The sequence below is a fragment of the Pseudomonas putida genome (assembly GCF_001941965.1).
GTDB classification, from domain to species: Bacteria; Pseudomonadota; Gammaproteobacteria; order Pseudomonadales; family Pseudomonadaceae; genus Aquipseudomonas; species Aquipseudomonas putida_L.
The window spans coordinates 25,913-51,896 of record NZ_MKZO01000034.1 but is presented as its reverse complement, the minus strand read 5'-3'; the positions used below and the strand labels follow the sequence as shown (position 1 = coordinate 51,896).

Here is a 25,984-nt window from a genome sequence, read left to right as displayed (position 1 = left end):
ACTGAATTCGCGTGAACCCGATATGACAGACCAACAAGCAACACTCGCGCGCAAGCTGATTGCGCTGCTGGACCTGACGTCCCTGAACGACGATGACACCGACGGGCGCATCGTCGAGCTGTGCCAGCGGGCCATGACCGCCGCCGGCCCGACCGCCGCGGTGTGCGTCTATCCGCGCTTCGTCGCCCTGGCCCGACGCACCCTCGATGAGCTCGGCGGGCAGACCGTGGCGGTTGCCACCGTGACCAACTTCCCCGCCGGCACTGCGCCACTGGACGAGGTGCTGGAACAGACCCGCCAGGCCCTGGCCGACGGTGCCGACGAGATCGACGTGGTCTACCCCTACCGCGCCCTGCTGGCCGGCGATGCCGACAGCGGCTTCGCCCTGGTCCGAGCCTGCAAGGCCCTGTGCGCCGACCGCGCGCTGCTCAAGGTGATCCTGGAAACCGGCGAACTGGCCGACCCGGCCTTGATCCGCCAGGCCAGCCTGGATGCCATCGAGGCCGGTGCCGATTTCATCAAGACCAGCACCGGCAAGGTGGCGGTCAATGCCACCGCCGAGGCGGCGCGGATCATGCTCGAATGCATCGCTTCCAGCGGCATGAACGTCGGCCTGAAACCGGCCGGCGGCATGAAGACCCTGGCCGATGCGCAGGTCTACCTGGAGCTGGCCGAACAGCTCAATGGCAGCCAGTGGATCTCCCCACGCCATCTGCGTCTCGGCGCCTCCAGCCTGCTCGGCGATCTGCTGGCGCATGCCGGCGTCGATAGCGCAAACGTTGGCGGAGGGTCGTACTGATGACCTGGCTCCCACAGGAAGTGATCCGCCGCAAGCGCGACGGCAGGGTGCTCGACGATGCGGATATCCGCCGCTTCGTCAGCGGCATCACCGACTTCAGCATCAGCGAGGGCCAGGCCGCCGCCTTTGCCATGGCCGTGCTGCTCAAGGGCATGACCGTCGATGAACGCATCGCCCTGGCCTCGGCCATGCGCGACTCCGGCCGGGTACTGAGCTGGAACCTGCCCGGTCCGGTGGTGGACAAGCATTCCACCGGCGGCATCGGCGACCTGGTCAGCCTGCCCCTGGCCCCGCTGCTGGCCGCCTGCGGCTGCTACGTGCCGATGATCTCCGGGCGTGGCCTCGGGCATACCGGTGGCACCCTCGACAAGCTCGACAGCATCCCCGGCTACGACAGCCAGCCGGACATGGCGAAACTGCGCGAAGTAGTCGCCAGCGTCGGCTGCGCCATCATCGGCCAGACCAACGACCTGGCCCCGGCGGACAAGCGCCTGTACGCCATCCGCGATGTCACCGGCACGGTGGAATCCATCGACCTGATCATCGCCTCGATCCTCAGCAAGAAGCTGGCGGCCGGGCTGGATGTGCTGCTGATCGACGTGAAGGTCGGCAACGGTGCGTTCATGGCCCAGGCCAGCGATGCGGCGGCGCTGGCGGAAAGCATCGTTGCAGTGGCCAACGGTGCCGGCGTGCGCACCCGCGCGCTGATCACCGATATGAGCCAGCCCCTGGCCCGCTCGGCGGGCAATGCCCTGGAAGTGGAAGAAGCCATCGCCCTGCTGCGCGGCGACGTGCGCAGCCAGCGCCTGTGGGACGTGACCCTGGCCCTGGCGGAACAGACCCTGCTCTGCGCCGGCCTGGCCAGCAGCGTCGAACTGGCCCGCGAACAACTGCTGCATGCCTGGCAGAGCGGTGCGGCCTTGCAGCGTTTTTCGCGGATGGTCGAGGCGCTGGATGGCCCGGCGGACCTGGTGGAGCGTCCGGAGCGGTATCTGGCCGCCGCGCCGGTGGTGATTCCGGTTCCGGCGCCGCAGGCCGGCATCGTGCAAAGCATCGATACCCGCGCCATCGGCCTGGCCGTGGTTGGCCTGGGTGGTGGGCGCAGCAATCCGCAGGACCCGATCGACCCGTCGGTGGGCCTGAGCGAGCTGTGCTTCCCCGGCGAAGCGGTGGGTTCGAACAAGCCGCTGGCGCTGGTGCATGCCCGCAACCTGGATCAGGCCGAGCGTGCCGCCGCCGCCGTGCAGGCCGCCTACACCATCGCCACCCTTCCCTATGAAGCACCGGCGCTGATCTCCGGCCTGTGCCTGGAGCCGTCATGAAACGTGCGCTGCTGCTGGTCCTCGACTCCTTCGGCATTGGCGCCAGCGCCGATGCCGAACGCTTCGGCGATGCCGGGGCCAACACCCTGCTGCATATCGCCGAGGCCCGGGCCCGCGAGGGCAAGCCGTTGCAGTTGCCCAACCTGGCGCGGCTCGGCCTGGGTCATGCGGCAGCGCTCAGCGGCGGGGCCTTCCCGCCGGGTTTCAGTGCCGAAGCGGAAGTGGACGGTGCCTGGGGTTATGCCCGGGAGCTGTCCAGCGGCAAGGACACGCCGTCCGGTCATTGGGAAATGGCCGGGGTGCCGGTGCTGTTCGACTGGGGCTATTTCTCCGCGCTGGAACACAGCTTCCCGCCAGCCCTGCTCGATGCCCTGATCGAGCGCGGCCAGTTGCCGGGCATCCTCGGCAACTGCCATGCCTCGGGCACCACCATCATCGAGCAACTGGGCGAGGAACATCTGCGCAGCGGCGAGCCGATCGTCTACACCTCGGCCGACAGCGTGCTGCAGATTGCCGCCCATGAAACCCACTTCGGCCTCGACCGCCTGTACGCCCTGTGCGAGCTGGCCCGGGAGCTGTGCGATCCGTACAACATCGGCCGGGTCATCGCCCGGCCGTTCGTGGGCGAGGACGCCGCGAGTTTCCGCCGCACCGGCAACCGCCACGACTACTCCGTGCCGCCACCGGCCCCGACCCTGCTCGAGCGCCTGTGCGAGGCCGGCGGGCAGGTGTTCGCCGTGGGCAAGATCGGCGACATCTTCGCCCACCAGGGCATCAGCCGCCTGTACAAGGGCGACGGCAACGACGCCCTGTTCGACGCCACCTTGCAGGCCCTGGACGAAGCCCCGGACAACACCCTGGTATTCAGCAACTTCGTCGACTTCGACATGCTCTACGGCCATCGCCGGGACATCGCCGGCTATGCCGCCGCCCTCGAAGCCTTCGACCGCCGCCTGCCCGAGCTGCTGGCACGTATGCAGGCGGGCGACCTGCTGATCCTCGCCGCCGACCACGGCTGCGACCCCAGCGCCGCCGGCAGCGACCACACCCGTGAACATATCCCGGTCCTCGCCTGGGGCAACGGCGTGCGCGCCGGCAGCCTTGGCGAGCGGGACAGCTTCGCCGATATCGGCCAGACCCTGGCGCAGTTCTTCGCCCTGCCCGCCTGTACCCATGGCCGTTCGTTCCTGGAAGGAGACGCCTGATGCCTACGCCCCATATCGCCGCCCAGCCGGGCGATTTCGCTGAAACGGTACTGATGCCCGGCGACCCGCTGCGCGCGAAAATGATCGCAGACACCTACTTGAGCGATGTCCGCCAGGTCAACGGCATCCGCAACATGCTCGGCTACACCGGCCTCTACCGCGACCAGCGCATCTCGGTGATGGGCTCGGGCATGGGCATCCCCTCGGTGTCGATCTACGCCCACGAGCTGTTCAGCCAGTACGGTGTCGAGCGCATCGTCCGGGTCGGCAGTTGCGGTGCGGTGCAGGCGCGGATCGGCGTGCGCGACCTGGTGCTCGGCATGGGTGCCAGCACCGATTCGGCGGTCAACCGCAAGCGCCTCAACGGCTTCGACTTCGCCGCCATCGCCGACTACCGCCTGCTGGAAAAGGTCGTGCGCGCCGCCGATGCCGCAGGCCAGGCGGTACACGTGGGCAATGTCTTTTCCGCCGACCTGTTCTACGAGCCTGATCCCACGCTGTTCGAGCGCATGACCCGCATGGGCATCCTCGCCGTGGAAATGGAGGCTGCCGGCCTTTACGGCGTGGCCGCCGAACTGGGCAAGCAGGCGCTGACGGTGCTCACCGTCAGCGACCACATCCTCACCGGCGAAGCCCTGACGGCCGAACAACGGCAACTGGACTTCCACGCCATGATGCAACTGACCCTCGATGCCCTCCATGGAGAACCTGCAAGTGACTGTTAGCAAATCCCTACGCAATGGCCTGGTGCTGGTCGCCGGTCTGTGGGCTGGCCAGGTGTTCGCCTGGGGCCAGCAAGGCACCGCCCTGGTCGGTGAACTGACCCAGCGCCAGCTGACCCCGGAAGCCAAGGCCGAAGCCATGCGTCTTCTCGGCCTGATCAAGCAGGACGACTTCGCCGTGGTCGCCAACTGGGCCGGCAACCTGGACAAGAATCCGCAGACCAAGGAGCTGTGGGAGAAGACCAGGAACCAGCGCCTGGTGATCTACAAGGCCGACGACTGCACCTTCCAGTTGCCCCGCGACTGCCCCGGTGGCGCCTGCTCGGTGGCGGCCATCGAGCAGAACAGCAAGGCCCTCGCTGACCCCAAGGCACCGAACCAGACCCGCCTGATGGCCCTGCTGTTTCTGATCCACCACAGCAGCGACGCCAGCTCGCCGCTGAACAACAGCTTCAAGGACGACAAGGGCGGCTACGACTTCCCGGTCACTGCCGGCGGCAAGACCTACAACCTGCGCCAGGTGTGGGATGACTTCCTGCTCGGCTCGGCCAGGCTCGATGTAAAAGCCTACGCCGACAAGCTGCAGGCCAGCCTGCCCGCTGCCGACTCCGCCGACCCGGCGCAATGGTCGCAACAGGCCTGCCGCATCGTGCGTGACGACAGCATCTACCCGCAGAAAGCCGAGAAGAAGCGCAAGTTGCCGACCCACCGCGCCCAGGGCGACGACGAGGATGACGGCGGTATCGACTATGCGGCCAAGGCCATCGAGTACAACCGCACCGGCAAGGAATACAGCCGTGGCGACAAGCTGATGAACGAGAAGGCCCCGAGCGGCGGCAGTGGCGGGATCGACGCCAAGTACATGAGCACCTTCGTGCCGGTGGCCGAGCAGCAGGTGCAACTGGCTTCGGTGCGCCTGGCCAAACTGCTGAATGCGGCGCTGGTCGCCGGTCGTCCTGCCTCCTGAGACCCTGTCATGACCCGACTTCACCTGTCCCTGCTGCTCGCCCTGGGCCTGGCCGGCTGCGCCTCCACGCCGGCTCCCGAGCAGCGTGTTTCACTGATGACCTACAACGTCGAAAACCTCTTCGACACCCGGCATGACGAGGGCAAGGAGGACTACGCCTACCTGCCCCTGAGCCTGAAGCAGGCGCATCCGGAATGGCTGGCGACCTGCGCGAAGATCACGGTCAAGCCCTGGCGCGAGGAGTGCGAGAACAACGACTGGACCGACGCCCGGCTCAAGGAAAAACTCACCCGTCTGGCCTTGGTGATCGAGCAAATCGACGCCGGTCGCGGGCCGGACATCCTGATGCTGGATGAAGTGGAAAACCGCAATGTGGTGGAGCAGCTCAACAGCCGCCTCGACAAGTCTGGCTACCAGACCCGGGTGCTGCTGGAAGGCTGGGACGAGCGCGGCATCGACACGGCGGTACTCAGCCGCCTGCCGCAATGGGGCGAGCCGATCCTGCATCGCGTGCCGTACAAAAACGAGAACGGCGACGACTCGGACAAGACCGGCAAGACCCGCGGCATCCTCGAAGTGCGCCTGCTCCTGCCGGACGGGCAGAAGGCCTCGGTGTTCGCCGTGCACCTGCCTTCCGGTGGCGGGCCGGTTTATCTGCGGCGCCAGGCGGTGGACTACCTGGCCGAGCTGAAAAAGCAGTTGCCGGCGGATGTACTGCCGATCGTCGGCGGTGATTTCAATATCAATGCCGCTGAAGAGGTGAAGCACCGCTACATCGCCAACAACCTCGCCAGCACCTGGAGCGTGTCGCACCTGATCGGCTGTGCCGAGTGCCAGGGCAGCTACTACTATCACCGCGAGCGGCAGTGGTCGTTCTTCGACATCCTGCTGTTCCCCCAGGAAATGAGCGGCAACGGCTTCAATGGCTGGAAGGTCGACAGTGCAAGTATTCGCACGCCGAAGGCGAGCCCGTACCAGGTCAACAAATGGGGTTCGCCGGCGCGTTTCGAAGGCGGTAAATACCCGGAGGGCGTGTCCGACCACTGGCCGATGTACGCGGAAATCTATCGACGTGCGCCTTGAGGCATGACTACGCTCAAGACCGGTCGTGCCTGATAGCGACATGATGGCCAATACGCGCCAAGGGATGTGGCGCCTGTCCATTGATCGAGCGTCTGAAACTGAACTACTTACCCCTGGTCGGGAATGGAATGAGTAACCACAAGATCAACATTCGTCGCAAGAACGTCGAAAAAATCCTCCTGGCTGCCGAGCAGGTCTTCGCCGAGCAGGGGCATGCGGGCACGTCCATGTCCGACATCGCCAAGCGCGCCGACCTGCCGCGTTCCAACCTGCACTACTACTTCACCACCAAGGACGAGCTGTACCGCGAGGTGCTGGTCAACCTGCTCAGCGTCTGGGAGAAGGAAGGCGCGTGCTTTGCCCACTTCGATGACCCGCGGGTGGTGCTGACCAGCTACGTGCGCGAGAAGATGACCCACTCGCGCACCCGGCCCCATGGTTCGAAGTTGTGGGCCAACGAGATCATGCATGGTGCGCCGTTGTTCCGGGACATTCTCGATGAGCACCTGTTTGCCGGGGCCAAGTACAAGGAAAACAAGATCCGCCAATGGGTGGAGGAAAAGCGCATCAAGCCGATCGAACCGTCGGCCCTGCTGTACATGATCTGGGCCTCGACCCAGCACTATGCGGATTTCGATTACCAGGTACGGGCGTTGAACGGGCATCAACCGTTGAGTGATGAGCAGTTCGAGCAGGCGGTGCAGACGATTACGGCGGTGGTGTTGCGGGGGATTGGGCTGGAGCCCTGAGAGGATGGGTTGTTCTCTCGGGCCCTATCGCTGGCAAGCCAGCTCCCACAGTGTCCGTGGCGCTGCCGAACCCTGTGGGAGCTGGCTTGCCAGCGATGAGGCCCGAAAGCCCACTACACATGCGTCGCCGAAATCAGAAACTGCTGAAACGCCCGCGCCGCCTCCGGCATCTCCCGCTGCCCCTGCCAGATCAACCCCAGCTCCATCGGCGGCACGTTCCCCGCCACCGGCCGCGCCTCGATGCGCTTGCCCTCCAGCGACCAGGGCCGGTAGATCATGTCCGAGAGAATGGTCACCCCGAACCCATGGGCCACCAGCCCGCGCAACGCCTCCACCGAGGTCGTGCGAAACGCCACCCGCGGCTCCAGCCCCGCCGCCTGCCAATAGCGCATCGCCGAACGCTCCCCCTCGTCCATCGTCGCGATCAGGTACGCATGCCCGGCGATATCCGCCAGGGTCACGCTCTCCAGCGCCATCAGCGGGTGATCACTGGCCAGCCATAACTGCCTGCGCGAGCGCATCAGCACATGCCGCTCGAACGGCTGCGCCGCATCGACGTTGGACAGGATGGTCAGCCCCAAATCCAGCTCGCCACTGGCCACCCCACGCTCGATCCCCTGCCGGTCCATGTCGATCAGGTCGATCTCCACCTGCGGGTAACTGCGCTTGAAGCGCGCCAGCAAGGTCGGCAGGAAATACCCCAGCACGGTGTACGACGCCCCGACCCGCGCCGTGCCCGCCAGGCTGTCGCGCTGGAACAGCGGCTGGGCCACGGCGTCCTGCAGGGTGTCGAGAATATGCCGGGCATGCCGGTAGAACTTGTGCCCTTCGGCCGTGAGGCTCACCCCATGAGGCAGGCGCTCGAACAGGCGCACGCCAAGCATGTCCTCCAACTGGCTGACCGCCGCGGTGATCGCCGACTGCGACACATGCACGGTCAGCGCCGCCTGGGAAAACTGGCCCAATTCCGCCGCCGCGACGAAGTAGCGGAGCTGGCGCATGGAGATATCGTTGCGAGTGGACATTTGCTTTTCTGATACCTGTTCGCATTTTTTATGAATTTACGATAACCCGGCCACCTTCATAGACTCCAGCGCAAATCAGCGCACCGCCTCCACGGTCGCCTGAACAACAAGAAACTGGAGGATTGGCCATGAGTACCGTGCTTCCCACGCTGGACGACAAATACACCCAGGCAACCGGCAAGGTGCTGATGACCGGCGTCCAGGCGCTGGTGCGGCTGCCGCTGATGCAGCGCCAGCGCGACCTCGCCGCCGGCCTGAACACCGCCGGCTTCATTTCCGGCTACCGCGGCTCGCCCCTGGGCGGCTTCGACCAGGCACTGTGGAAGGCCCGCGAGCATCTGCAGACGCAGAAGGTGAAATTCCATCCCGGCCTCAACGAGGACCTCGCCGCCACCTCGCTGTGGGGCACCCAGCAGGTGAACCTGTTCGAGGGCGCCAGCTACGACGGTGTGTTCGGCATCTGGTACGGCAAGGGCCCGGGCGTGGACCGCTGCGGCGATGTGTTCCGCCATGCCAATGCCGCCGGCACCTCGCAGTTCGGCGGCGTGCTGGCGATTGCCGGCGACGACCATGGCGCCCGCTCCTCCTCCCTGCCGCACCAGACCGAACACATCTTCAAGGCGGTGATGATGCCGGTGCTGGCACCGTCCGGCGTGCAGGAATACCTCGACTACGGCCTGCACGGCTTTGCCATGTCGCGCTATTCCGGCTGCTGGGTGGCGATGAAGGCGGTGGCCGATACCGTGGAAAGCGGCGCCGTGGTGGATATCGACCTGAACCGGGTGCAGCCGCTGATCCCCGACTTCCCGTTGCCCGAGGGCGGCCTGAATATCCGTTGGCCCGACCCGCCCCTGGCCCAGGAACAACGCCTGCTGGAACACAAGCTCTACGCAGCCGCCGCTTATGCCCGGGCCAATGGCCTGGACCGTATCGTCATGGATTCGCCCAAGGCGCGGATCGGCATCGTCACCTCGGGCAAGTCCTACCTGGACGTGTGCCAGGCCCTGAAGATCCTCGGCATCGACGACACCCGTGCCGCGCAGATCGGTTTGCGGGTGTACAAGGTCGGCATGGTCTGGCCGCTGGATGCCGAGGGCGTGCGCCAGTTCGCCGAGGGCCTGGACGAGATCGTGGTGGTGGAAGAGAAGCGCCATATGCTCGAGTACCAGCTCAAGGAAGAGCTGTACAACTGGCGCGCGGACGTGCGCCCGCGCATCGTCGGCAAGTTCGACGACAAGGGCGAATGGACCCGGCCGCACACCGACTGGCTGCTACCGGCCACCAGCGACCTGACCCCGGCGCAGATCGCCCGGGCCCTGGCCAAGCGCATCCTCGGCCATCACCAGAGCGGTGAATTGCAGGTATGCCTGGCGGTGCTGGACGCCCAGCTTTCGGCCCAGCAACGCTTCGACACCCTGATGGACCGCGTGCCGCACTACTGCTCCGGCTGCCCGCACAACAGCTCGACCCAGGTCCCGGAAGGCAGCCGCGCGCTGGCCGGAATCGGCTGTCACTACATGGCGGCGTGGATCTATCCGCAGACCAAGACCTTCAGCCAGATGGGCGGCGAAGGCGTGGCCTGGATCGGCCAGGCGCCGTTCACCGAAACGCCCCACGTGTTCGCCAACCTCGGCGACGGCACCTACTTCCACTCCGGGCTGCTGGCAATCCGCGCGTCGGTCGCGGCCAAGGTCAACATCACCTACAAGATCCTCTACAACGACGCCGTGGCCATGACCGGCGGGCAGCCGGTGGACGGCACCCTGACGGTGCCGCAGATCTCCCGGCAACTGGCTGCCGAAGGGGTCGGACGCATTGTCGTGGTCACCGACGACACCACGCGCTATGCGCAGATCACCGACCTCGCGGCCGGCGTACCGGTGCTGCGGCGCGACAGGATGGACGACGTGCAGAAAGAGTTGCGCGAGTTCAAAGGCGTCTCGGCGATCATCTACGACCAGACCTGCGCCGCGGAAAAACGCCGCCGTCGCAAGCGCGGCAAGTTCCCCGACCCGGCCCGCCGGGTGCTGATCAACGAAGCGGTGTGCGAGGGCTGTGGCGATTGCAGCAGCAAGTCCAACTGCATGTCGGTGACCAGCGTCGAGACCGAGTTCGGCAACAAGCGCGCCATCGACCAGTCTTCGTGCAACAAGGACTTCACCTGCCTCAACGGCTTCTGCCCGAGCTTCGTCACCATCGAAGGCGGCAGCCTGCGCAAGCCCAAGGCCCTGGCGCAAACCGATGACTGGGCTCTGCCGACGCCGCAGCTGGCCAGCCTGGAACAACCGTGCAGCATCCTGATCACCGGGGTCGGCGGTACCGGCGTGGTGACCATTGGCGCGCTGCTGGGCATGGCCGCTTTCATCGAGGGCAAAGGCACGCTCAATCTGGACATGGCCGGGATGGCGCAGAAAGGCGGCGCCGTGTGGTCGCATATCCGTATCGCCCGCCGCCAGGAAGAGCTGCATGCACCGCGGATTGCCGAGGGCGAGGCCAACCTGCTGCTGGGTTGCGACCTGGTGGTCAGTGCCAATGCCGAGACCCTGTCGAAGCTGCGCCAGGGCGTGACCCATGCCCTGGTCAACAGCGAGGAAAGCCTGACCAGCGCCTTCGTGCGCAACTTCGCCCGGCAGGCGGAAACCGGGGATCTGCAGCGGCATCCGGATACGCAGTTCCCGACCGCCGCAATGAACGGGCAGATCCGCGAGGCGGTGGGCGAAGGCCAGGCCGAGTTCATCGATGCCAGTCGTCTGGCGACGGCGCTGATGGGGGATTCGATCGCGACCAACACCTTCATGCTCGGCTTCGCCTGCCAGAAAGGCTGGCTGCCGGTAGGCGAGGCAGCGCTGTTGCAGGCCATCGAGATCAATGGCGCGGCGGTGCCGTTCAACAAGGCGGCGTTTCTCTGGGGCCGCAGAGCGGCGGTAGATCTGCCGCGGGTGCGGCAATTGCTGCGCAAGGCGACCGGACCGGCGTTGTCGCAGAGCCTCGACGAGGTGGTAGCGCGGCGGGTGGAGCAGCTTGTCGAGTATCAGGATGCGGCTTTTGCGCAACGCTACAAGGCACGGGTGGAGCGCTTTATCGCTGCCGAGACAAAGCTGCGTGGTGCTCCCGGTTCATTGTCCGAGGCGGTGGCGCGGCACTACTTCAAAGTGCTGGCGATCAAGGATGAGTACGAGGTGGCGCGGTTGTTTACCCAGGGAGATTTCCTGAAGAAGGTCGAGGAGACGTTCGAGGGCGATTACCGGCTCAACTTCCACCTGGCGCCACCGGTGTTCAACAAGGGCAAGAAGGCCAGTTACGGGCCGTGGATGATGAAGGGCTTCAAGGTGCTGGCGAAGGTGCGGCGGATCCGCAATACCTGGCTCGACCCGTTTGCCCGGACCCACGAGCGCAAGGTCGAGCTGGAATGGCTGCGCGCTTACGAGGCACTGCTGGATGAAGTGGAGCACGGGCTGCGGGCGGACAATCTGGAACTGGCGGTGAAGCTCGCGCGGTTGCCGGATGCGGTGCGGGGGTATGGGCCGGTGAAGGACCGCTACCTGGGGAATGCGGGGCAGGAGAAGGAGCGGTTGCTGGATGAATGGCGTAATGGGCCGCGGTTTCATGAGGTCGGTGCGCAGAGGATTCAGGTGACTCAGGTCTGAAGCTGCTGTGTTGCTAATGGCCTCATCGCTGGCAAGCCAGCGATGAGGCCATCAGCAGCAACATCAAATCAAGCCAGGAAATCCAGGAAACCCCGGCACACCGCCGACAAATACCCCTCTCCCCGACTGACAATCTGGAACCGCCTCACCGCCCATTCATCCGCCAACGGCACACACACCAACCCGGCGCCCTCGGGCTGCAAGCTCACCGCCCGCCGCGGAATCACCGCAATCCCCAGGTCCGCCTGCACCATCCGGCACACCGCGTCGAAGCTCTGCAGATGAATCCCGTAGCGAATGCTCTTGCGCGCCGCCCGCGCGGCCTTGTCGAGCATGCGGTACAGCGGGCTGTCGCGGTGCAGCGCGATATGCCCATACCCCAGCGTCTCGGCGAACTGCACCCGCTCCAGCCCCGCCAGCGCATGCCCGGCCGGGACGATCAGCACCAACTGGTCCGAGCGATAGTCCTGCACTCGCAAGCCCTTGTCCGCCAGCCCGGTCAGGTCCGCACCAATCCCCAGGTCAGCCTGGTTGCCCAGCACGTCGTCGCCCACCTGCTCGCTGGTGCGCTCCTGCAACTCGATGGCGATATTCGGATGCGCCCGCTGGAACCGGCTCAGGTCCTCGGGCAAAAACTGAATGATGCTCGAACGGTTGGCGCTGATACGGATATGCCCGCGATCGCCACTGGCGAACTGCGACAGGTCGGCACTCATCCGCGCCAGCTCCTCCAGCACATGCCGGGCATGCCCGAGCAGGCAGATCCCCGCCGGGGTCGGCTCGATGCCCTTCTGGTGCCGGTACAGCAAGGGCGCGCCCACCGCCTCTTCCAGCTCGCCAATGCGCTTGCTCACCGCCGACGGCACCATGCTTTCGCGCTCGGCGGCGCGGGCGATGCTGCCTTCGTCGCAGGCGGCGATAAACAGCTTCAGCGAGGTCGGATCGAAGCGCCAGAGGGTTTGCATGGAGGGTCCCGATATTTGGTGATGGCGGCCGTGAATATTCATCACTACAGCCCCTGCTGCACAGTTCCTAACATGCAGGGCGTTGAGGAGATAACTATGACTACAAGAAAAATTCAATTCGCCGGCCGTTTTCTTTTCCTGTCCTGCAGCCATCAGACCGTCAGCGAGCAGCTCGGCGGGCGCGACCTGGCCCTCGCCGACGCCCTGCCCCTGCGCGACAACATCTCCACCGACGAGATCACCCCGGTGGTGATCATGATGACCTACGACTCACGCCTGGGTACCTACCCCTACGTCGGTTTCAAGACCGAAGGCCAACTGCCCATCGGCAACGACGCGGTGAAAAACGGCGGCTTCGAGATCACCGTGGCCGGCAAGCGCTACGGCAAGGGTTCGTCCCGCGAGTCGAGCCCGCTGGCGGAAAAGTCCGCCGGCATCCGCCTGATCATCGCCGAGAGCTTCGAGCGCATCTACCGGCAGAACTGCGACAACATCGGCATCTACACCTCCACCGATTTCTCCCTGATCGAGCGCATTCGCAACGGCGAAGCCATCGACCTGGAGGAGTTCCTCACCGGCCGCGATGCGGTGACCCAGGAAGTGATCCGCGCCGGCGGCCTGCTGGCCTACAGCAAGCTGCACCTGCCACGCCAGCCGGAGAAGGTCTTCAACCCGCTGCCGACGCACCGGCCCCTGACCCTGGTGGAAAAGATCATCGAACGCCGCCGCGTCGCGCCTGCCGGCGAAGTCGCACGGGGCGACGGCCTGTTCCTCTCCGCCGACTGGCGCTTCAGCCACGACTACTTCACCGGCATGTGCGCGCACTTCATGCACGAAGCCTTCGGTGAACACCTGGAGCTGGCCCGCCCCCACGAAATCATCGCCTTCCAGGACCACCTGATCCTCGCCAACCAGAGCTACCCGCATATCCGCGACAACCTGCTGGCAGCGGTCGGCGGCCTGGCCTCGGCCCATGACGAATTCGTCCGCCGCTACCCGGTGGTGGCCCATGGCGCACTGAAGGGCGAGAGCGGTTCGGAAGGCATCTGCCACGCGCTGATGAGCGAGCTCCATGCCCTGCCCGGCCAGGTGGTGGTCGGCACCGACTCCCACTCGCCGCACTCGGGCGCCCTTGGCTGCCTGGCCTTCGGCGCCGGGGCCACGGATATCGCCAACAGCTGGGCCACCGGCTTCATCCGCTGCCGCATGCCGGAAACCATCAAGGTGGAACTGACCGGCCGGTTGCGCGCTGATGTCACCGCCAAGGACATCGTCCTCGAACTGCTGCGCAGCGAGCCGATCCGCCAGGGCCAGGCCATCGGCGCGGTGTTCGAGTACTGCGGCGAAGCGGTGCGCGCACTGTCGGTCGACGAGCGGGCGACCCTGACCAATATGGTCGCCGAGCTGGGCGGCTTTACCGGGATCGTCGCGCCGGACCGCAAGGTGGTGGAGTTCCTGCGTGAACGGCGCGGCATCGAGATCGAGCTGGAGGACTGGCTGTTCAGCGATGCCCACGCCGAGTACAAGGAACGCATCGTCATCGACTGCTCCCGCCTGTCGCCGCTGGTGGCGGCGCCGGGTGACCCGGGCAACGGCATGGCCCTCGACGATCTGGACGGCCCGGTGGCCGTGGATATCGCCTATGGCGGCTCCTGCACCGCCGGCAAGCGCGAGGATTTCGACTATTACCACGAGGTGCTGGCCTGGGGCTTGAAGCGCGGCCTGAAGGTGGCCGACCACACCCGCCTGTACCTGCAATTCGGCACCCTGGCGGTGCGTGACTACTGCCGTGAACAGGGCTACCTGGAGACCTTCCAGCAAGTCGGCGTCGAGCTGATCATGCCCGGCTGCGGCGCCTGCGCGAACTGCGGGCCGGGGTCCTCGACGCGGGCCGAGCAGGTCACCATCAGCGCGATCAACCGCAACTTCCCCGGTCGCTCCGGACCGGGCCAGGTCTGGCTCGGCAGCCCCTACACCGTGGCCGCCAGCGCCCTGCTCGGCCGCCTTGCCAGCTTCGCCGAGCTGCAGGCGGAGGTGGCATGAACACCGCCGATCTCTGCGACCACTATGGCGCCGAACTGCGCATCCTGCCGGGCGACTGGCAGTGGTTCGGCGCGCGGCGGCAGTTCAGCGGGCCGGTGGTGACACTCTACGCCCTCGGCTGCAATGGCGAGATCCGCCAGAAGCTGGCCGAGCCCGGCGCCGGGCGCGTGCTGGTGATCGAAGCCGGTGGCGACCCCGGCGCCCTGCTGGGTGATCGCCTTGGCGCATTGGCCCTGGCCAATGGCTGGGCCGGGGTGCTGATCAACGGTAATGTCCGTGACCGCCATGCGCTGGCCAGCCTCGAGCTGGGCATCCTCGCCCTCGGCTCCTGGCCACAGCGCTCGCATAACCGTGAGGGCGGCAAGCTCGATGTGCCCCTGTTGCTGGGCGGCGTGTCCGTCGAACCCGGGGACTGGCTGTACGCCGATGAGGACGGCGTGCTGCTGGCCCGACAGGAGCTTGCCCTGCCGAAACGCTGAAAACCGATGGCTGCTGCGCGCAGCACCCTGACTCTCCGACAACTACAACAATGGAGAAATACACCATGGCCACCCTGACCCAGAGTGCCACCGACGGCGCTCGCGACCTGCAGGAACTGCTGCTGTACCGCCGAGTTGCCTGGCGCATCCTGCCGCTGACGATCATCTGCTTCCTGTTCTCGTATTTCGACCGCATCAACATCAGCTTCGCCAAGACCCAGATGCAGGCCGAACTGGGCCTGAGCGACGCGGCCTACGGCTTTGCCGCGAGCATCTTCTTCTTCGGCTACGTGCTCTTCGAAGTGCCCAGCAGCTACGGCCTGAAACGCTACGGCGCGCCCAGCTGGATCTGCCGGATCATGGTCTCCTGGGGCCTGGCCACCGCCGCCCTGGTGTTCGCCTACAACGAATACACCCTGTACTTCCTGCGCTTTTTGATCGGCGTGATGGAAGCCGGGTTCGGGCCGGCGCTGCTGTTCTATCTCGCCTGCTGGTTCCCGAAGAAGAACCTCGCCAGCATGAACGGCCTGTGGTTCCTCTCCATCCCGCTGTCGGGGATGCTCGGTGCGCCGGTGTCGGGCTTTATCCTCGAATACATGAACGGCTTCCTCGGCCTGGCCGGCTGGCACTGGCTGTTCGTGCTCTCGGGGCTGCCCTGCGCGCTGCTCGGGGTGATCGTGCTGTTCCGTCTCGACCGCGATATCCAGTCGGCGAAATGGCTGAACCAACAGGAGAAGGACATTCTCCAGCGCAACCTCGACAACGACCGCAAGGAGAGCAAGCCGATCCATGCCTCGCTGCTCAAGGTGATCTTCACCCGTGAGGTGGCGATCCTCTCGGTGATCTACTTCATGATCAAGCTCACCGGCTACGGCCTGAATTTCTGGATGCCGCACCTGATCAGTTCGGCCGGGGTGAAGAACCAGCTGGCGGTGGGCTTCCTCACCGCCCTGCCCTACCTGGTCGCGGCCGTCGGCATGATCATCGTCACCCGCCGTTCCGACGCCTCGGGCGAACGGCGCAAGTACCTGTGGCAGTGCATGGCGGTGGGTGCCGTCGGCTACTTCGCCGCATGCTTCTTCAATGATCACTATGTGCTGCTGACCAGCTTCCTGATTCTCGCCACAGCCGGCGTGTTCATCGCCATCCCGATCTTCTGGACCATTCCCCAGCAGGCCTTCGCCGGGCTGGCGATTGCCGGTGGCATCGCGGCGATCAATACCGTCGGGCAGTTGAGCGGCATGGTCGCGCCGTTGCTGGTGGGCTACATCAATGACCTGACCGGCAACACCTACATGGGCATGCTCGCCCTGGCGCCGTTCTGCCTGATCTGCGTCGCTGTGATTCTCTGGGGCCTGCCGAAAGAGCGGGTGGCCAAATGAGGCTCGGGCATGGTGTTGTGCTGCTTGGTATGGGGCTGGGGTCGGGCCAGGTCATGGCTGATTTCGTCGGGGATACCAAGGCGGGGCTGGAGGTACGCAACTTCTATTTCAGCCGGGATTTCCGCAATCCCGAGGCGACCCAGTCGAAGCGGGAGGAATGGGCCCAGGGCTTCGTGCTCAAGGTGCAGTCCGGGTACACCGAGGGCACGGTGGGATTCGGTCTGGATGCGCTGGGGCTGCTCGGGCTCAAGCTGGATTCCAGCGCGGACCGCGCCGGGACCGGGCTGCTGCCGAGGAATACTGATCGGCGTGCGGTGGATGATTTCTCCACCTTCGCGCCCACGGCCAAGGTACGCCTGGGCAACAGCGAACTGCGCATCGGTGCGCTGACACCGACCCTTCCATTGCTGGCGGCCAACTACAGTCGCCTGTTGCCGCAGGTGTTCAATGGCGGGTTGCTGACGTCCACGGATATCGACAATCTCACGCTGACCCTGGGCCGCATCGATCAGGTGAAGTACCGGGACTCTTCGGACTTCGAGGACCTGGCGATCAGCAGCATGTCCGGCGGGTTCTCCAGCGCTGCGCGCAGTGACGGGATGGATTACGCGGGGGCGGATTACAAGCTCGATGCAGTGACCCTGAGCTATCACTCTGCGCGGCTCGACGATATCTACCGGCGGGATTATGCCGGGGTGCAGTTCAGTCAGCTGCTCGGGGACGGCAAGCTGTTTGGCGAGGTGCGCTACTTCGTTGCTCGCGATGAGGGACGGGCCTTGGCGGGTGAGGTGGATAACCGCACGGTGAGTTCGAATGTCGGCTACAAGATCGGCGGACACGGATTCAGTGGCGGGTATCAGAAGGGCTCGGGGGATACGGCGTTTGCCTATCTCAATGGCAGCGACACCTACCTGTTCAGCGAGATGCTGGTCAGCACCTTTGCCCTGCAGAACGAGCGGGTCTGGCATCTGCGCTATGACTATGACTTCGCGGCGCTCGGGGTGCCGGGGCTGACCTTCAACCTGCGCTATGTGAAGGGGGACGAGGTGGACCCGGAGCATATTCGCACCAGTCGTGGCGCGGCGCTGCGGGCTGGCGGGGAGGATGGCAAGGAATGGGAGCGGGCCACGGACCTGACCTATACGGTGCAGGGTGGGCCGTTGAAGAACCTGTCGCTGAGGTGGAGGAATGCCACCAACCGGTCAAATTATGCGGACAGTGCGGATGAGAACCGGGTGATCCTGAGCTACCAGATCAAGTTCCTCTAACTGCCGAAACACCCTCCAGGTAGGAGCGTGGCTTGCCCGCGAAGGACCGCGCTAGCGGTCCCAAAATCTCACTGACCACACCATTTTGGGACCGCTACGCGGTCCTTCGCGGGCAAGCCACGCTCCTACAGAGGTACGCGGCGATCTGTCAGACCTGAACACTCAAGGTCGAAGCCGCCACCGCCACCGTCATCATCGCCTTGCTGATCTTCAGGTCGAGCAACGCATAGTTGAGCATTTCCAGGTGGTGTTCCATCGGTGGAGCCGGCAGGAGGGACACGTTGCTGAGGGCCTTGTCGAGGTGGTCCAGTGCATGCTGCATGGCTTCCTCGCGGGTCAGGCCGGGTGTGGTGTAGAGCGCATAGGGTGGATCAGGAACGATTTTTTTCATGGTTTCGGGGTCCGGTTATTTAAGGATCGAAAAACCACGATTCGCTGCTAAACGAAGGGTGGCGACTGTACGCGGGTTAGCAGACCGGGCCCAGAACCCATATACCCGGCGCACCCGAAGGCGCCCGCACGTACAGCCGCCATAAAAATGGTGGCTCAAGGGGTTTTCTGGGAAACACGGACTGCTAAATCCGGTCATTGCGCTAACAACGACGGACGCAGACTAGGCACCCTTTCCACCCCACGCAACCAAAAAACGGGCCGGGGAGTATGCTTGGGAAATTGCCTACAAGAAAGTCGGAAATCGCTGAAGTTCCCGGCTGATATGCAACATCTTGTGGATGTGTAGAATTCCCCCATGCCAACAGTGCCAAGACCCCTACCGACCTTGAGTCGGAGACGTCTTGGCCTTTTCTTTGACGGCCGCTTCGAGAACAAGCGCAATGAGTGGATCTACGCTTGCGATACATTTCGACGCAACGTTGATCCGAGCGTGTGCTTGGTCAAACGCCTAAGACACCTCAGACAGAACAGGTCGCGCCTTCATGATTGTTGAGATCGGTGCACTTTATTTCAAATCGATGATTAACTTCAAAGCCGAAAACCTTCAAGACTTTACTTGCCTTGTTGGCTTGAATGGTGCAGGCAAAAGTTCGGCACTTCATCTTCTGGACTTCATATCTCATCTAGCCCGAGGCGATGTCGCTCAATGGCTGTCTGACCGCCGATGGAATGCCTCGGAGCTGCACTCGAAAATTGTGTCGAACTCACATATCCAATTGTCCGCGCGAATCAAGAGCAAAAATGGAAGGGATTTAGCTTGGACTGCAGATTTCAAAAGTTCATCCATGATATGTCCGACAGAACGAGTTCTGGATATATCAAACGGAGAAATGATATTTTCACTCGACATGGGACGATACTCCATGCTTTTGGAGAGCGGTAGCAGAGATGACGTCACAGTAACGTTCAACTACCAAGGTTCCATACTCTCAGCCTTCAAGGAGGATGCGATGCCCCCAGAATTGAAGGAAGTCAAATCGGAGCTCTCGAATATCCGATCCCTCGAGCTTCTCTCACCTCCTTTGGTGAGGTTGTCTTATCGAGAAGCAGCTGCTGATATCGAGATAGAAGGTGAAAAACTATCGCCGCTCCTATATGGGATCAAAGGAGAGGCTCGGGCAAGCCTGGTAGGCCTGCTGAAGAGATTCTACCCGCCCGTTGTTGATTTCAAGGTAAAACAAGAACGCGGTAGATGGAAAAAGCTCTCACTAATCGAAGAGCATGACGGAAAGCGGGTTGACGTAGATGCCACGTATATAAATGATGGCGTCTTGAGGCTTCTCGCCATTCTCGCTCATTCAGCAAGTCACAACTCGCTTCTGCTTTTCGACGGAATCGAAAACGGCGTAAGCCCGGAAGTCGTCGAGAAGCTGGTGGATGTCATCCGAACTTGTGGTCGGCAGATTATTGTCACCACTCATAGTCCAATGATCCTGAACTATCTTCCGGATGATCTAGCCAAGCAATCCGTACGATTCGTCTATAGATCTTTTGATGGCGGCACAAGAACCGTCCCGCTATTTGAAATCTCCAAAATGGCAGAGAAGTTGCGGATTATGGGTCCTGGCGAGGCTTTCGTGGACACAAGTCTGTCGTTACTAGCCGAGGAATGTGCTGCAAATGACAAAGCAGCTATGCAAACAGAATGTCACGGCAAAGGAAAACTGCGAAAAAGAGAGAAAAAGGCGGATGCAGTAAATCGAGGAGGTTGAGGAAGGAAATAGAGAATTGCGGAGATTTTACAGTCTGCATGGCCTCCCAACTCGGAAAATCACAGAGCGGAGAGGCCATACAAATGTAACAAGGATCAAGGCCTGTAGAGGTCAGCTTATCGACTGGAGGATACCCCTAGTCACCGACATGGGTTCATGTTAAGGGTAAGGTCCAAAAAAACAACCTCAGCCCGCCTAGCCCGGCTGGGTGCGGTTCGGACTACCGGTCTGGCTACTCAAATACCCAGCTTCTCGGCGTTTCTCGAACGAACCAGGTCAGTGCTGATGACGCTACGCTGAATCTGACTTCGCCCACTACAGCTTGTCGCAGGCGAAGTCCATCGCTCAGAAGAACCCGCGAAACATCCCCTGCAACCGCCGATTCCCCGAATCCACCAGATGGTTGTCATCAAAGTACAACGCCTTGCCCTCCAACGACCCCATGCACTCCCCGTTCGGACATAACCACGGCGCCGGATCCAGCACCTGCACCTGACACCGCTGCGCCGCGAAATCGATCGCTTCATTGGCCCGACGGTTGCGCTCGCGGTAAGCCTCCACCGGCACCGAAATATCCGACTTGCTCCCCAGAATCCGCGCCTGCAGGTTCAGCCCCTTGTAGACACTGAACGGCATCTCGGGAATCGGCCGCACGATATACACCGGCCGCTGTTCGGCCAGGGTGCACACGGTACGGGCATATTCGGCATCGAAGTCACGGGCGAACGCCGCGGACTCCTGATGACGCTGACCATTGAAGTAGACGCGGAAGCGGTTTTCCCGGCGGTCATCGGAATACAGCGCCGCACGGCTGAGCAGGACCACCGGCACGCCGGGATACTCGTGCTCCAGCAGATCGAAACGGCGCTGGTTGAACACGTGGCATTTGCTCTCCAGTTCGCGATCCTGCATCTGGAAATCCAGCAAGGTCGGGCAGCCGCCCCGGGACCAGGACAGCGCCGCACTCGGGTTGACGCCCTGCACCGCCGCCGCCGTCGACTCGGCATGGCTGTCACCAAACAGGATCACCCGCACCTCGCCCTCGCCCAGCCGGCAATCCACCACATCGCGGTCATCGGCGTCCGGGTAGCACTCGCGCTCGTACAGCTTGCTGGCATAGACCGGCCGTTCGTGCTCCTCGAAGGCGAAACGCAACTCCGGGTGTTTCTTCACCAGCGAGCCCCCGGCCGAGGCGACCACCACCAGCACCAGCGCCAGCCCGCAATGCTTGAGCAGCGCCCGCGACGGCAGGCGGATTTTCCCGACGCTGGACTCGATCCAGCGATACGACAGGTAGCCGAGGGCAAAGGTGATCAGCAGCGCGACGAACACGTGGGGCGAGCTGTCGAGCAGCCCGCAGATGTACAGGAACACCACCAGCGGCCAGTGCCAGAGATAGACCGAGTAGGAGATCCGCCCAACGAACTGCATCGGTGCGACCCGGCTGAACAGCGAGTTGCTGTTGGCCAGGATCACCAGCGCGGCACCGACCGCAGGCACCAGCGCGAGGTAGCCGGGCCAAGGGTCACGGCCGGTGAACAGGGTCACCGCGAGCAGAATCATCATCAGGCCGGCGCCTTCGAACAGGCCGCGACCGATCCGCGAGAGCCCCAGGGGGAAGAGGAACACCAACCCGCCGAGGATCATCTCCCAGGCCCGGGTCGGCAGCAGGTAGAACGCCGCCACCGGATGGCTTTCGGTCAACACCACCGACGCCGCCAGCGAGGCCCCGCCCAGCAGCGCCAGCACCCAGGCCATGCCGCGCTCGCCGAGGAAGCGCAACAGCAGCGGCAGCAACAGCGGATAGAAGAGGTAGAACTGCATTTCCACCGACAGCGACCAGGTGTGCAGCAGCCAGTTCTCGTGGAGCGGCGCCGAGAAGTAGTCGCCGTCACCGGCGAAACGCAGGTTGGAGGTGAACAGCAAGCTGTCCTTGGTCGTGCGCAGCAGCTCGCGGTAGTCATCCAGCGGCAGGTAGACGAAGCCGAAGATCATCAGCGCCAGGCACAGTACCGCCAGCGCGGGAATGATCCGCCGTGCCCGGGACGCATAGAAACCGAGCAGGGAAAAACCGTCCCGACGCAGGCCATCGACGATGATCCCGGTCATCAGGAAGCCGGAAATCACGAAGAACACATCGACGCCGACAAAGCCGCCCTCGAAGCCAGGCACATGGAAGTGGTAGAGCACCACGGCGATCACGGCGAGCGCGCGCAGGGCGTTGATGTTGTTGCGAAAAAGCATCGGGGAATATCCGTTTTCTTTTTTTTATGAGCCCGTCAGTGGGCCGCTGTCGGTGAAGCCAGTCCCCACCATAGCCGGTTGGGCAGCAGCGTGCAGCAATCGTTCTGCCCGCTTACCTATCGAAAAAAAAGATATAGACTGGCTGGCATCCATAAAAACCAATAAAGCCCCGCCCCCATGATGACCCTCCGCCAGATCCGCCACTTCATCGCCGTCGCGGAAACCGGTTCCATCTCCGCCGCCGCCCAGGCCGTGTTCATTTCCCAATCGACCCTGACCCTGGCGATCCAGCAACTGGAGCAGGAGATCGGCGTCAGCCTGTTCAACCGCCACGCCAAAGGCATGACCCTGACCCACCAGGGTCATCAGTTCCTGCGTCAGGCGCACCTGATCCTGGCCACCGTGGACAACGCCAAGCGCAGCCTGCAGCAGAGCACCGACCAGGTCGCCGGGCAGCTCACCATCGGCGTGACCAGCCTGGTGGCCGGTTATTACCTGGCGGACCTGCTTACCCGTTTCCAGCGCGCCTACCCTAATGTGCAAATCCGCGTGACCGAGGACGAACGCCCCTATATCGAACACCTGCTGGTGGCCGGCGAAATCGATGTGGGGGTGCTGATCCTGTCCAACCTGGAAGACCGCCTGGCCTTGCAAACCGAGGTGCTGACCCACTCGCCCCATCGCCTCTGGCTGCCCGCCCAGCACCCGTTGCTGGAACGCGACAGCATCAGCCTCGCCGATGTGGCCAACGAGCCGCTGATCCAGCTGAACGTCGATGAAATGGAGCACAACGCCCGGCGCATGTGGGCCGGCGCGGGGTTGCAGGCGCAGATCAGCCTGCGCACGGCGTCCACCGAGGCGGTGCGTAGCCTGGTCGCGGCGGGCCTGGGGGTGTCGATCCAGCCGGACATGACCTACCGCCCCTGGTCCCTGGAAGGCGACATCATCGAGGCCCGCCCCCTGGCGGACCTGAGCCAGACCCTCGATATCGGCCTGGCCTGGCGCCGCGGCACGGCACGCCCGGCATTGGTCGATCCGTTCCTGACCGTGGCCCGGGAACCCGGCTCCGGACGCAAGCCTTCGATTTAATCGAACGGCCCCTTCAATATTTAGAATTTGTCGACCTGCGCGGTCCGCTCTAGGCTCTGTAAGAAATATCGCCCACCCACGTCGGGCGACAGTTCATAAAAACAGAACAACAGAGAACTTCCACGATGTCCGGCGCGCACCCGAGCTTCTCCACCGCATTGCTGATCGACGGCGAACTGGTCGCCGGCGAGGGGCTGGCCGAGCCGATCTTCAACCCGGCCACGGGCGAAGTCCTGACCCGTATCGCCGAAGCCAGCCACGAGCAGGCCGAAACCGCGATCCAGGCCGCGCACCGCGCCTTCTCAAGCTGGTCGCGGACTACCCCGCAACAGCGCTCCAACATCCTGCTGAACATTGCCGATGCCTTGCAGCGCCAGGCCGATGAACTGGCCCGCCTGGAAGCCCTGAACTGCGGCAAGCCGCTGCACCTGGCACGCCAGGACGACCTGCCGGCAGCCATCGACGTGTTCCGCTTCTTCGCCGGTGCCGTGCGTTGCCAGACCGGGCAACTGGCCGGCGAGTACGTGCCGGGCTACACCAGCATGGTCCGCCGCGACCCACTGGGCGTGGTCGCCTCCATCGCGCCGTGGAACTACCCGATCATGATGGCGGCGTGGAAGATCGCCCCGGCCCTGGCGGCCGGCAATACCCTGGTGTTCAAACCGTCGGAACATACCCCGCTGTCGATCCTGGCCCTGGCGCCCGCGCTGGCCGAGCTGTTGCCGCCCGGTGTGCTGAATATCGTCTGCGGCGGCGGCGAGAGCGTCGGCAGCCATCTGGTCAGCCATGCCCGGGTGCGCATGGTCTCGCTGACCGGCGATATCGTCACCGGACAGAAAATCCTCCAGGCCGCCTCCAGGACGGTCAAGCGCACCCACCTGGAGCTCGGCGGCAAGGCCCCGGTGATCGTCTGCAACGACGCCGACCTCAAGGCCGTGGTCGAGGGCGTGCGCACCTACGGCTACTACAACGCCGGCCAGGACTGCACCGCCGCCTGCCGCATCTACGCCCAGGCCGGTATCCACGACAAGCTGGTCGCCGAACTCGGCTGGGCGGTCAGCAGCCTGCGCTTCGCCAGCAAGCGCGATGCCGACAACGAGATCGGCCCGCTGATCAGCACCCGCCAGCGCGACCGCGTGGCGAGCTTCGTCGAGCGCGCCCTGAGCCAGCCGCATATCGAACGGGTCACCGGCGCCGCCGTGCATTCGGGGCCCGGCTACTATTACCAGCCGACCCTCCTGGCCGGGTGCCAGCAGCGCGACGAGATCGTCCAGCGCGAAGTGTTCGGCCCGGTGGTCACGGTGACGCGTTTCGACGAGCTGTCCCAGGCCGTGGACTGGGCCAACGACTCCGAGTACGGCCTGGCCTCCTCGGTATGGACCCGCGACCTGGACAAGGCCATGCAGATCGCCGCGCGCCTGCAGTACGGCTGCACCTGGATCAACAGCCATTTCATGCTGGTCAGCGAGATGCCCCACGGCGGGCTCAAGCGCTCCGGCTACGGCAAGGACCTGTCCAGCGATTCGCTGCAGGACTACAGCGTGGTCCGCCACATCATGGCGCGCCATGGCGAGCACCTGGCCTGAACGACGTTCGCACTACCCTAATAAAACGCTGGATCGCTGCACCGTTTGCCAATCTGCCCCGACAACTATTTGAACAAGAGGGAACACCATGTTCGCGCACAAGACCGCATTGCTCAGCGCCCTGAGCACCGCCCTGCTGGCCAGCGCCAGCCTGCAGGCCGCCGAACCGCTGAAGGCCGTGGGTGCCGGCGAAGGCCAGCTGGATATCGTCGCCTGGCCGGGCTATATCGAGCGCGGCGACAGCGACAAGGCCTATGACTGGGTCACCGGCTTCGAGAAGGAAACCGGCTGCAAGGTCAGCGTGAAGACCGCCGCCACCTCCGATGAAATGGTCAGCCTGATGGCCAAGGGCGGTTATGACCTGGTCACCGCGTCGGGCGACGCCTCGCTGCGCCTGATCGTCGGCAAGCGGGTGCAGCCGATCAATACGTCGCTGATCCCCAACTGGAAGAACATCGACCCGCGCCTGCAGGACGGGCCGTGGTACGTGGTCAACAAGCAGGTCTACGGCACGCCGTACCAGTGGGGGCCGAACGTGCTGATGTACAACACCAACGTGTTCCCGCAGGCGCCGGACAGCTGGAAGGTGGTGTTCGAGCCGCAGAACTTCCCCGATGGCAAGCCGAACAAGGGCCGGGTGCAGGCCTATGACGGCCCGATCTATATCGCCGATGCGGCGCTGTACCTGAAGACGGCCAAGCCGGAACTGGGGATCAAGAACCCCTACGAGCTGAATGAAGAGCAGTACAAGGCCGTGCTCGACCTGCTGCGCCAGCAACAGCCGCTGATCCACCGCTACTGGCATGACGCGACGGTGCAGATGAGCGACGTGAAGAACGAAGGCGTGGCTGCGTCCAGTTCCTGGGGCTACATGGTCAATGGCCTGAAGGCCGACAAGCAGCCGGTGGCGTCGGTGATTCCGAAGGAAGGCGCGACCGGCTGGGCCGACACCACCATGCTGCATGCCGAGGCCAAGCACCCGAACTGTGCGTACAAGTGGATGGACTGGTCGCTGCAGCCGAAGGTCCAGGGCGATGTGGCGGCGTGGTTCGGTTCGCTGCCGGCGGTCCCGGCGGCCTGCACCGGCAGCGAGCTGCTCGGGCCCGAGGGCTGCAAGACCAACGGCTTCGACCAGTTCGACAAGATCGCCTTCTGGAAAACCCCGCAGGCTGAAGGCGGCAAGTTCGTGCCGTACAGCCGCTGGACCCAGGACTACATCGCGATCATGGGTGGGCGATAAGCCT

Annotated in this window: 20 protein-coding genes; 16 read left to right on the top strand and 4 right to left on the bottom strand. The window is 64.0% G+C overall.

Going from position 1 to position 25,984, the window contains the following annotated elements:
- Positions 1-22 precede the first annotated feature (22 nt).
- The 7 genes from deoC (at position 23) to PSEMO_RS19270 (ending at position 6,847) form a co-directional block, all read left to right on the top strand.
- On the top strand, positions 23-799 hold the full coding sequence (gene deoC, locus PSEMO_RS19300) for a deoxyribose-phosphate aldolase (protein WP_075804572.1): 777 nt from the start codon (positions 23-25) through the stop codon (positions 797-799).
- Entirely contained in the window at positions 799-2,121 is a 1,323-nt protein-coding gene (gene deoA / locus PSEMO_RS19295) for a thymidine phosphorylase (RefSeq protein ID WP_075804571.1), read from the top strand. Before deoC ends, deoA begins: the two co-directional genes overlap by 1 nt.
- Positions 2,118-3,326, top strand: coding sequence for a phosphopentomutase (locus PSEMO_RS19290; protein ID WP_075804570.1), 1,209 nt, complete (start codon positions 2,118-2,120; stop codon positions 3,324-3,326). Before deoA ends, PSEMO_RS19290 begins: the two co-directional genes overlap by 4 nt.
- A complete protein-coding gene (gene deoD, locus PSEMO_RS19285) occupies positions 3,326-4,051 on the top strand; it encodes a purine-nucleoside phosphorylase (protein WP_075804569.1) in 726 nt (241 codons plus the stop codon). The genes PSEMO_RS19290 and deoD overlap by 1 nt, the downstream gene beginning before the upstream one ends.
- Entirely contained in the window at positions 4,041-5,015 is a 975-nt protein-coding gene (locus tag PSEMO_RS19280) for a S1/P1 nuclease (protein ID WP_178392025.1), read from the top strand. The genes deoD and PSEMO_RS19280 overlap by 11 nt, the downstream gene beginning before the upstream one ends.
- A 9-nt stretch (positions 5,016-5,024) precedes the next feature.
- The gene (locus PSEMO_RS19275) at positions 5,025-6,098 is read left to right on the top strand and encodes an endonuclease/exonuclease/phosphatase family protein (RefSeq protein ID WP_075804567.1); all 1,074 of its coding nucleotides are present in this window, start codon (positions 5,025-5,027) and stop codon (positions 6,096-6,098) included.
- A gap of 128 nt (positions 6,099-6,226) precedes the next feature.
- Positions 6,227-6,847 (top strand): TetR/AcrR family transcriptional regulator, encoded by a 621-nt coding sequence (locus PSEMO_RS19270; RefSeq protein ID WP_075804566.1) that lies wholly within the window; start codon positions 6,227-6,229, stop codon positions 6,845-6,847.
- Positions 6,848-6,960: 113 nt separating this feature from the next.
- Here PSEMO_RS19270 and PSEMO_RS19265 read toward each other — a convergent pair whose 3' ends face one another.
- The gene (locus PSEMO_RS19265; RefSeq protein ID WP_075804565.1) at positions 6,961-7,872 is read right to left on the bottom strand and encodes a LysR substrate-binding domain-containing protein; all 912 of its coding nucleotides are present in this window, start codon (positions 7,870-7,872) and stop codon (positions 6,961-6,963) included.
- Between the two features lie 128 nt (positions 7,873-8,000).
- Here PSEMO_RS19265 and PSEMO_RS19260 point away from each other — a divergent pair, with 128 nt between their 5' ends.
- Entirely contained in the window at positions 8,001-11,519 is a 3,519-nt protein-coding gene (locus PSEMO_RS19260) for an indolepyruvate ferredoxin oxidoreductase family protein (RefSeq protein ID WP_075804564.1), read from the top strand.
- A 68-nt stretch (positions 11,520-11,587) separates the two neighbouring features.
- Here PSEMO_RS19260 and PSEMO_RS19255 read toward each other — a convergent pair whose 3' ends face one another.
- Positions 11,588-12,484 carry a LysR substrate-binding domain-containing protein gene (locus PSEMO_RS19255; RefSeq protein WP_075804563.1) on the bottom strand — a complete coding sequence of 299 codons (897 nt, stop codon included), beginning with the start codon at positions 12,482-12,484 and terminating at the stop codon, positions 11,588-11,590.
- 96 nt (positions 12,485-12,580) lie between these two features.
- Here PSEMO_RS19255 and PSEMO_RS19250 point away from each other — a divergent pair, with 96 nt between their 5' ends.
- The 4 genes from PSEMO_RS19250 (at position 12,581) to PSEMO_RS19235 (ending at position 17,656) form a co-directional block, all read left to right on the top strand.
- The gene (locus tag PSEMO_RS19250; protein WP_075804562.1) at positions 12,581-14,527 is read left to right on the top strand and encodes an aconitase family protein; all 1,947 of its coding nucleotides are present in this window, start codon (positions 12,581-12,583) and stop codon (positions 14,525-14,527) included.
- The gene (gene rraA, locus PSEMO_RS19245; protein ID WP_075804561.1) at positions 14,524-15,006 is read left to right on the top strand and encodes a ribonuclease E activity regulator RraA; all 483 of its coding nucleotides are present in this window, start codon (positions 14,524-14,526) and stop codon (positions 15,004-15,006) included. The genes PSEMO_RS19250 and rraA overlap by 4 nt, the downstream gene beginning before the upstream one ends.
- A gap of 65 nt (positions 15,007-15,071) precedes the next feature.
- Positions 15,072-16,388: an MFS transporter gene (locus PSEMO_RS19240; RefSeq protein ID WP_075804560.1), complete on the top strand. Its 1,317-nt coding sequence runs from the start codon at positions 15,072-15,074 to the stop codon at positions 16,386-16,388.
- Between the two features lie 53 nt (positions 16,389-16,441).
- The gene (locus tag PSEMO_RS19235) at positions 16,442-17,656 is read left to right on the top strand and encodes an OprD family porin (protein ID WP_256721161.1); all 1,215 of its coding nucleotides are present in this window, start codon (positions 16,442-16,444) and stop codon (positions 17,654-17,656) included.
- Between the two features lie 148 nt (positions 17,657-17,804).
- On the opposite strand, the gene PSEMO_RS19230 is transcribed toward PSEMO_RS19235, so the two are convergent.
- A complete protein-coding gene (locus PSEMO_RS19230; RefSeq protein ID WP_075804558.1) occupies positions 17,805-18,047 on the bottom strand; it encodes a hypothetical protein in 243 nt (80 codons plus the stop codon).
- A gap of 544 nt (positions 18,048-18,591) precedes the next feature.
- On the opposite strand from PSEMO_RS19230, the gene PSEMO_RS19225 reads away from it, so the two are divergent.
- A complete protein-coding gene (locus PSEMO_RS19225) occupies positions 18,592-19,821 on the top strand; it encodes an AAA family ATPase (protein WP_075804557.1) in 1,230 nt (409 codons plus the stop codon).
- A gap of 345 nt (positions 19,822-20,166) precedes the next feature.
- Here the strand turns inward: PSEMO_RS19225 and PSEMO_RS19220 are convergent, their stop codons facing one another.
- A complete protein-coding gene (locus PSEMO_RS19220) occupies positions 20,167-22,065 on the bottom strand; it encodes an acyltransferase family protein (protein ID WP_075804556.1) in 1,899 nt (632 codons plus the stop codon).
- 177 nt (positions 22,066-22,242) lie between these two features.
- On the opposite strand from PSEMO_RS19220, the gene PSEMO_RS19215 reads away from it, so the two are divergent.
- The 3 genes from PSEMO_RS19215 (at position 22,243) to ydcS (ending at position 25,980) form a co-directional block, all read left to right on the top strand.
- Positions 22,243-23,154: a LysR family transcriptional regulator gene (locus PSEMO_RS19215; RefSeq protein WP_075804555.1), complete on the top strand. Its 912-nt coding sequence runs from the start codon at positions 22,243-22,245 to the stop codon at positions 23,152-23,154.
- 125 nt (positions 23,155-23,279) lie between these two features.
- Positions 23,280-24,740, top strand: coding sequence for a gamma-aminobutyraldehyde dehydrogenase (locus PSEMO_RS19210; protein WP_075804554.1), 1,461 nt, complete (start codon positions 23,280-23,282; stop codon positions 24,738-24,740).
- 88 nt (positions 24,741-24,828) lie between these two features.
- Positions 24,829-25,980 (top strand): putative ABC transporter substrate-binding protein YdcS, encoded by a 1,152-nt coding sequence (gene ydcS / locus PSEMO_RS19205; RefSeq protein WP_075804553.1) that lies wholly within the window; start codon positions 24,829-24,831, stop codon positions 25,978-25,980.
- The last annotated feature ends 4 nt before the right edge of the window (positions 25,981-25,984 follow it).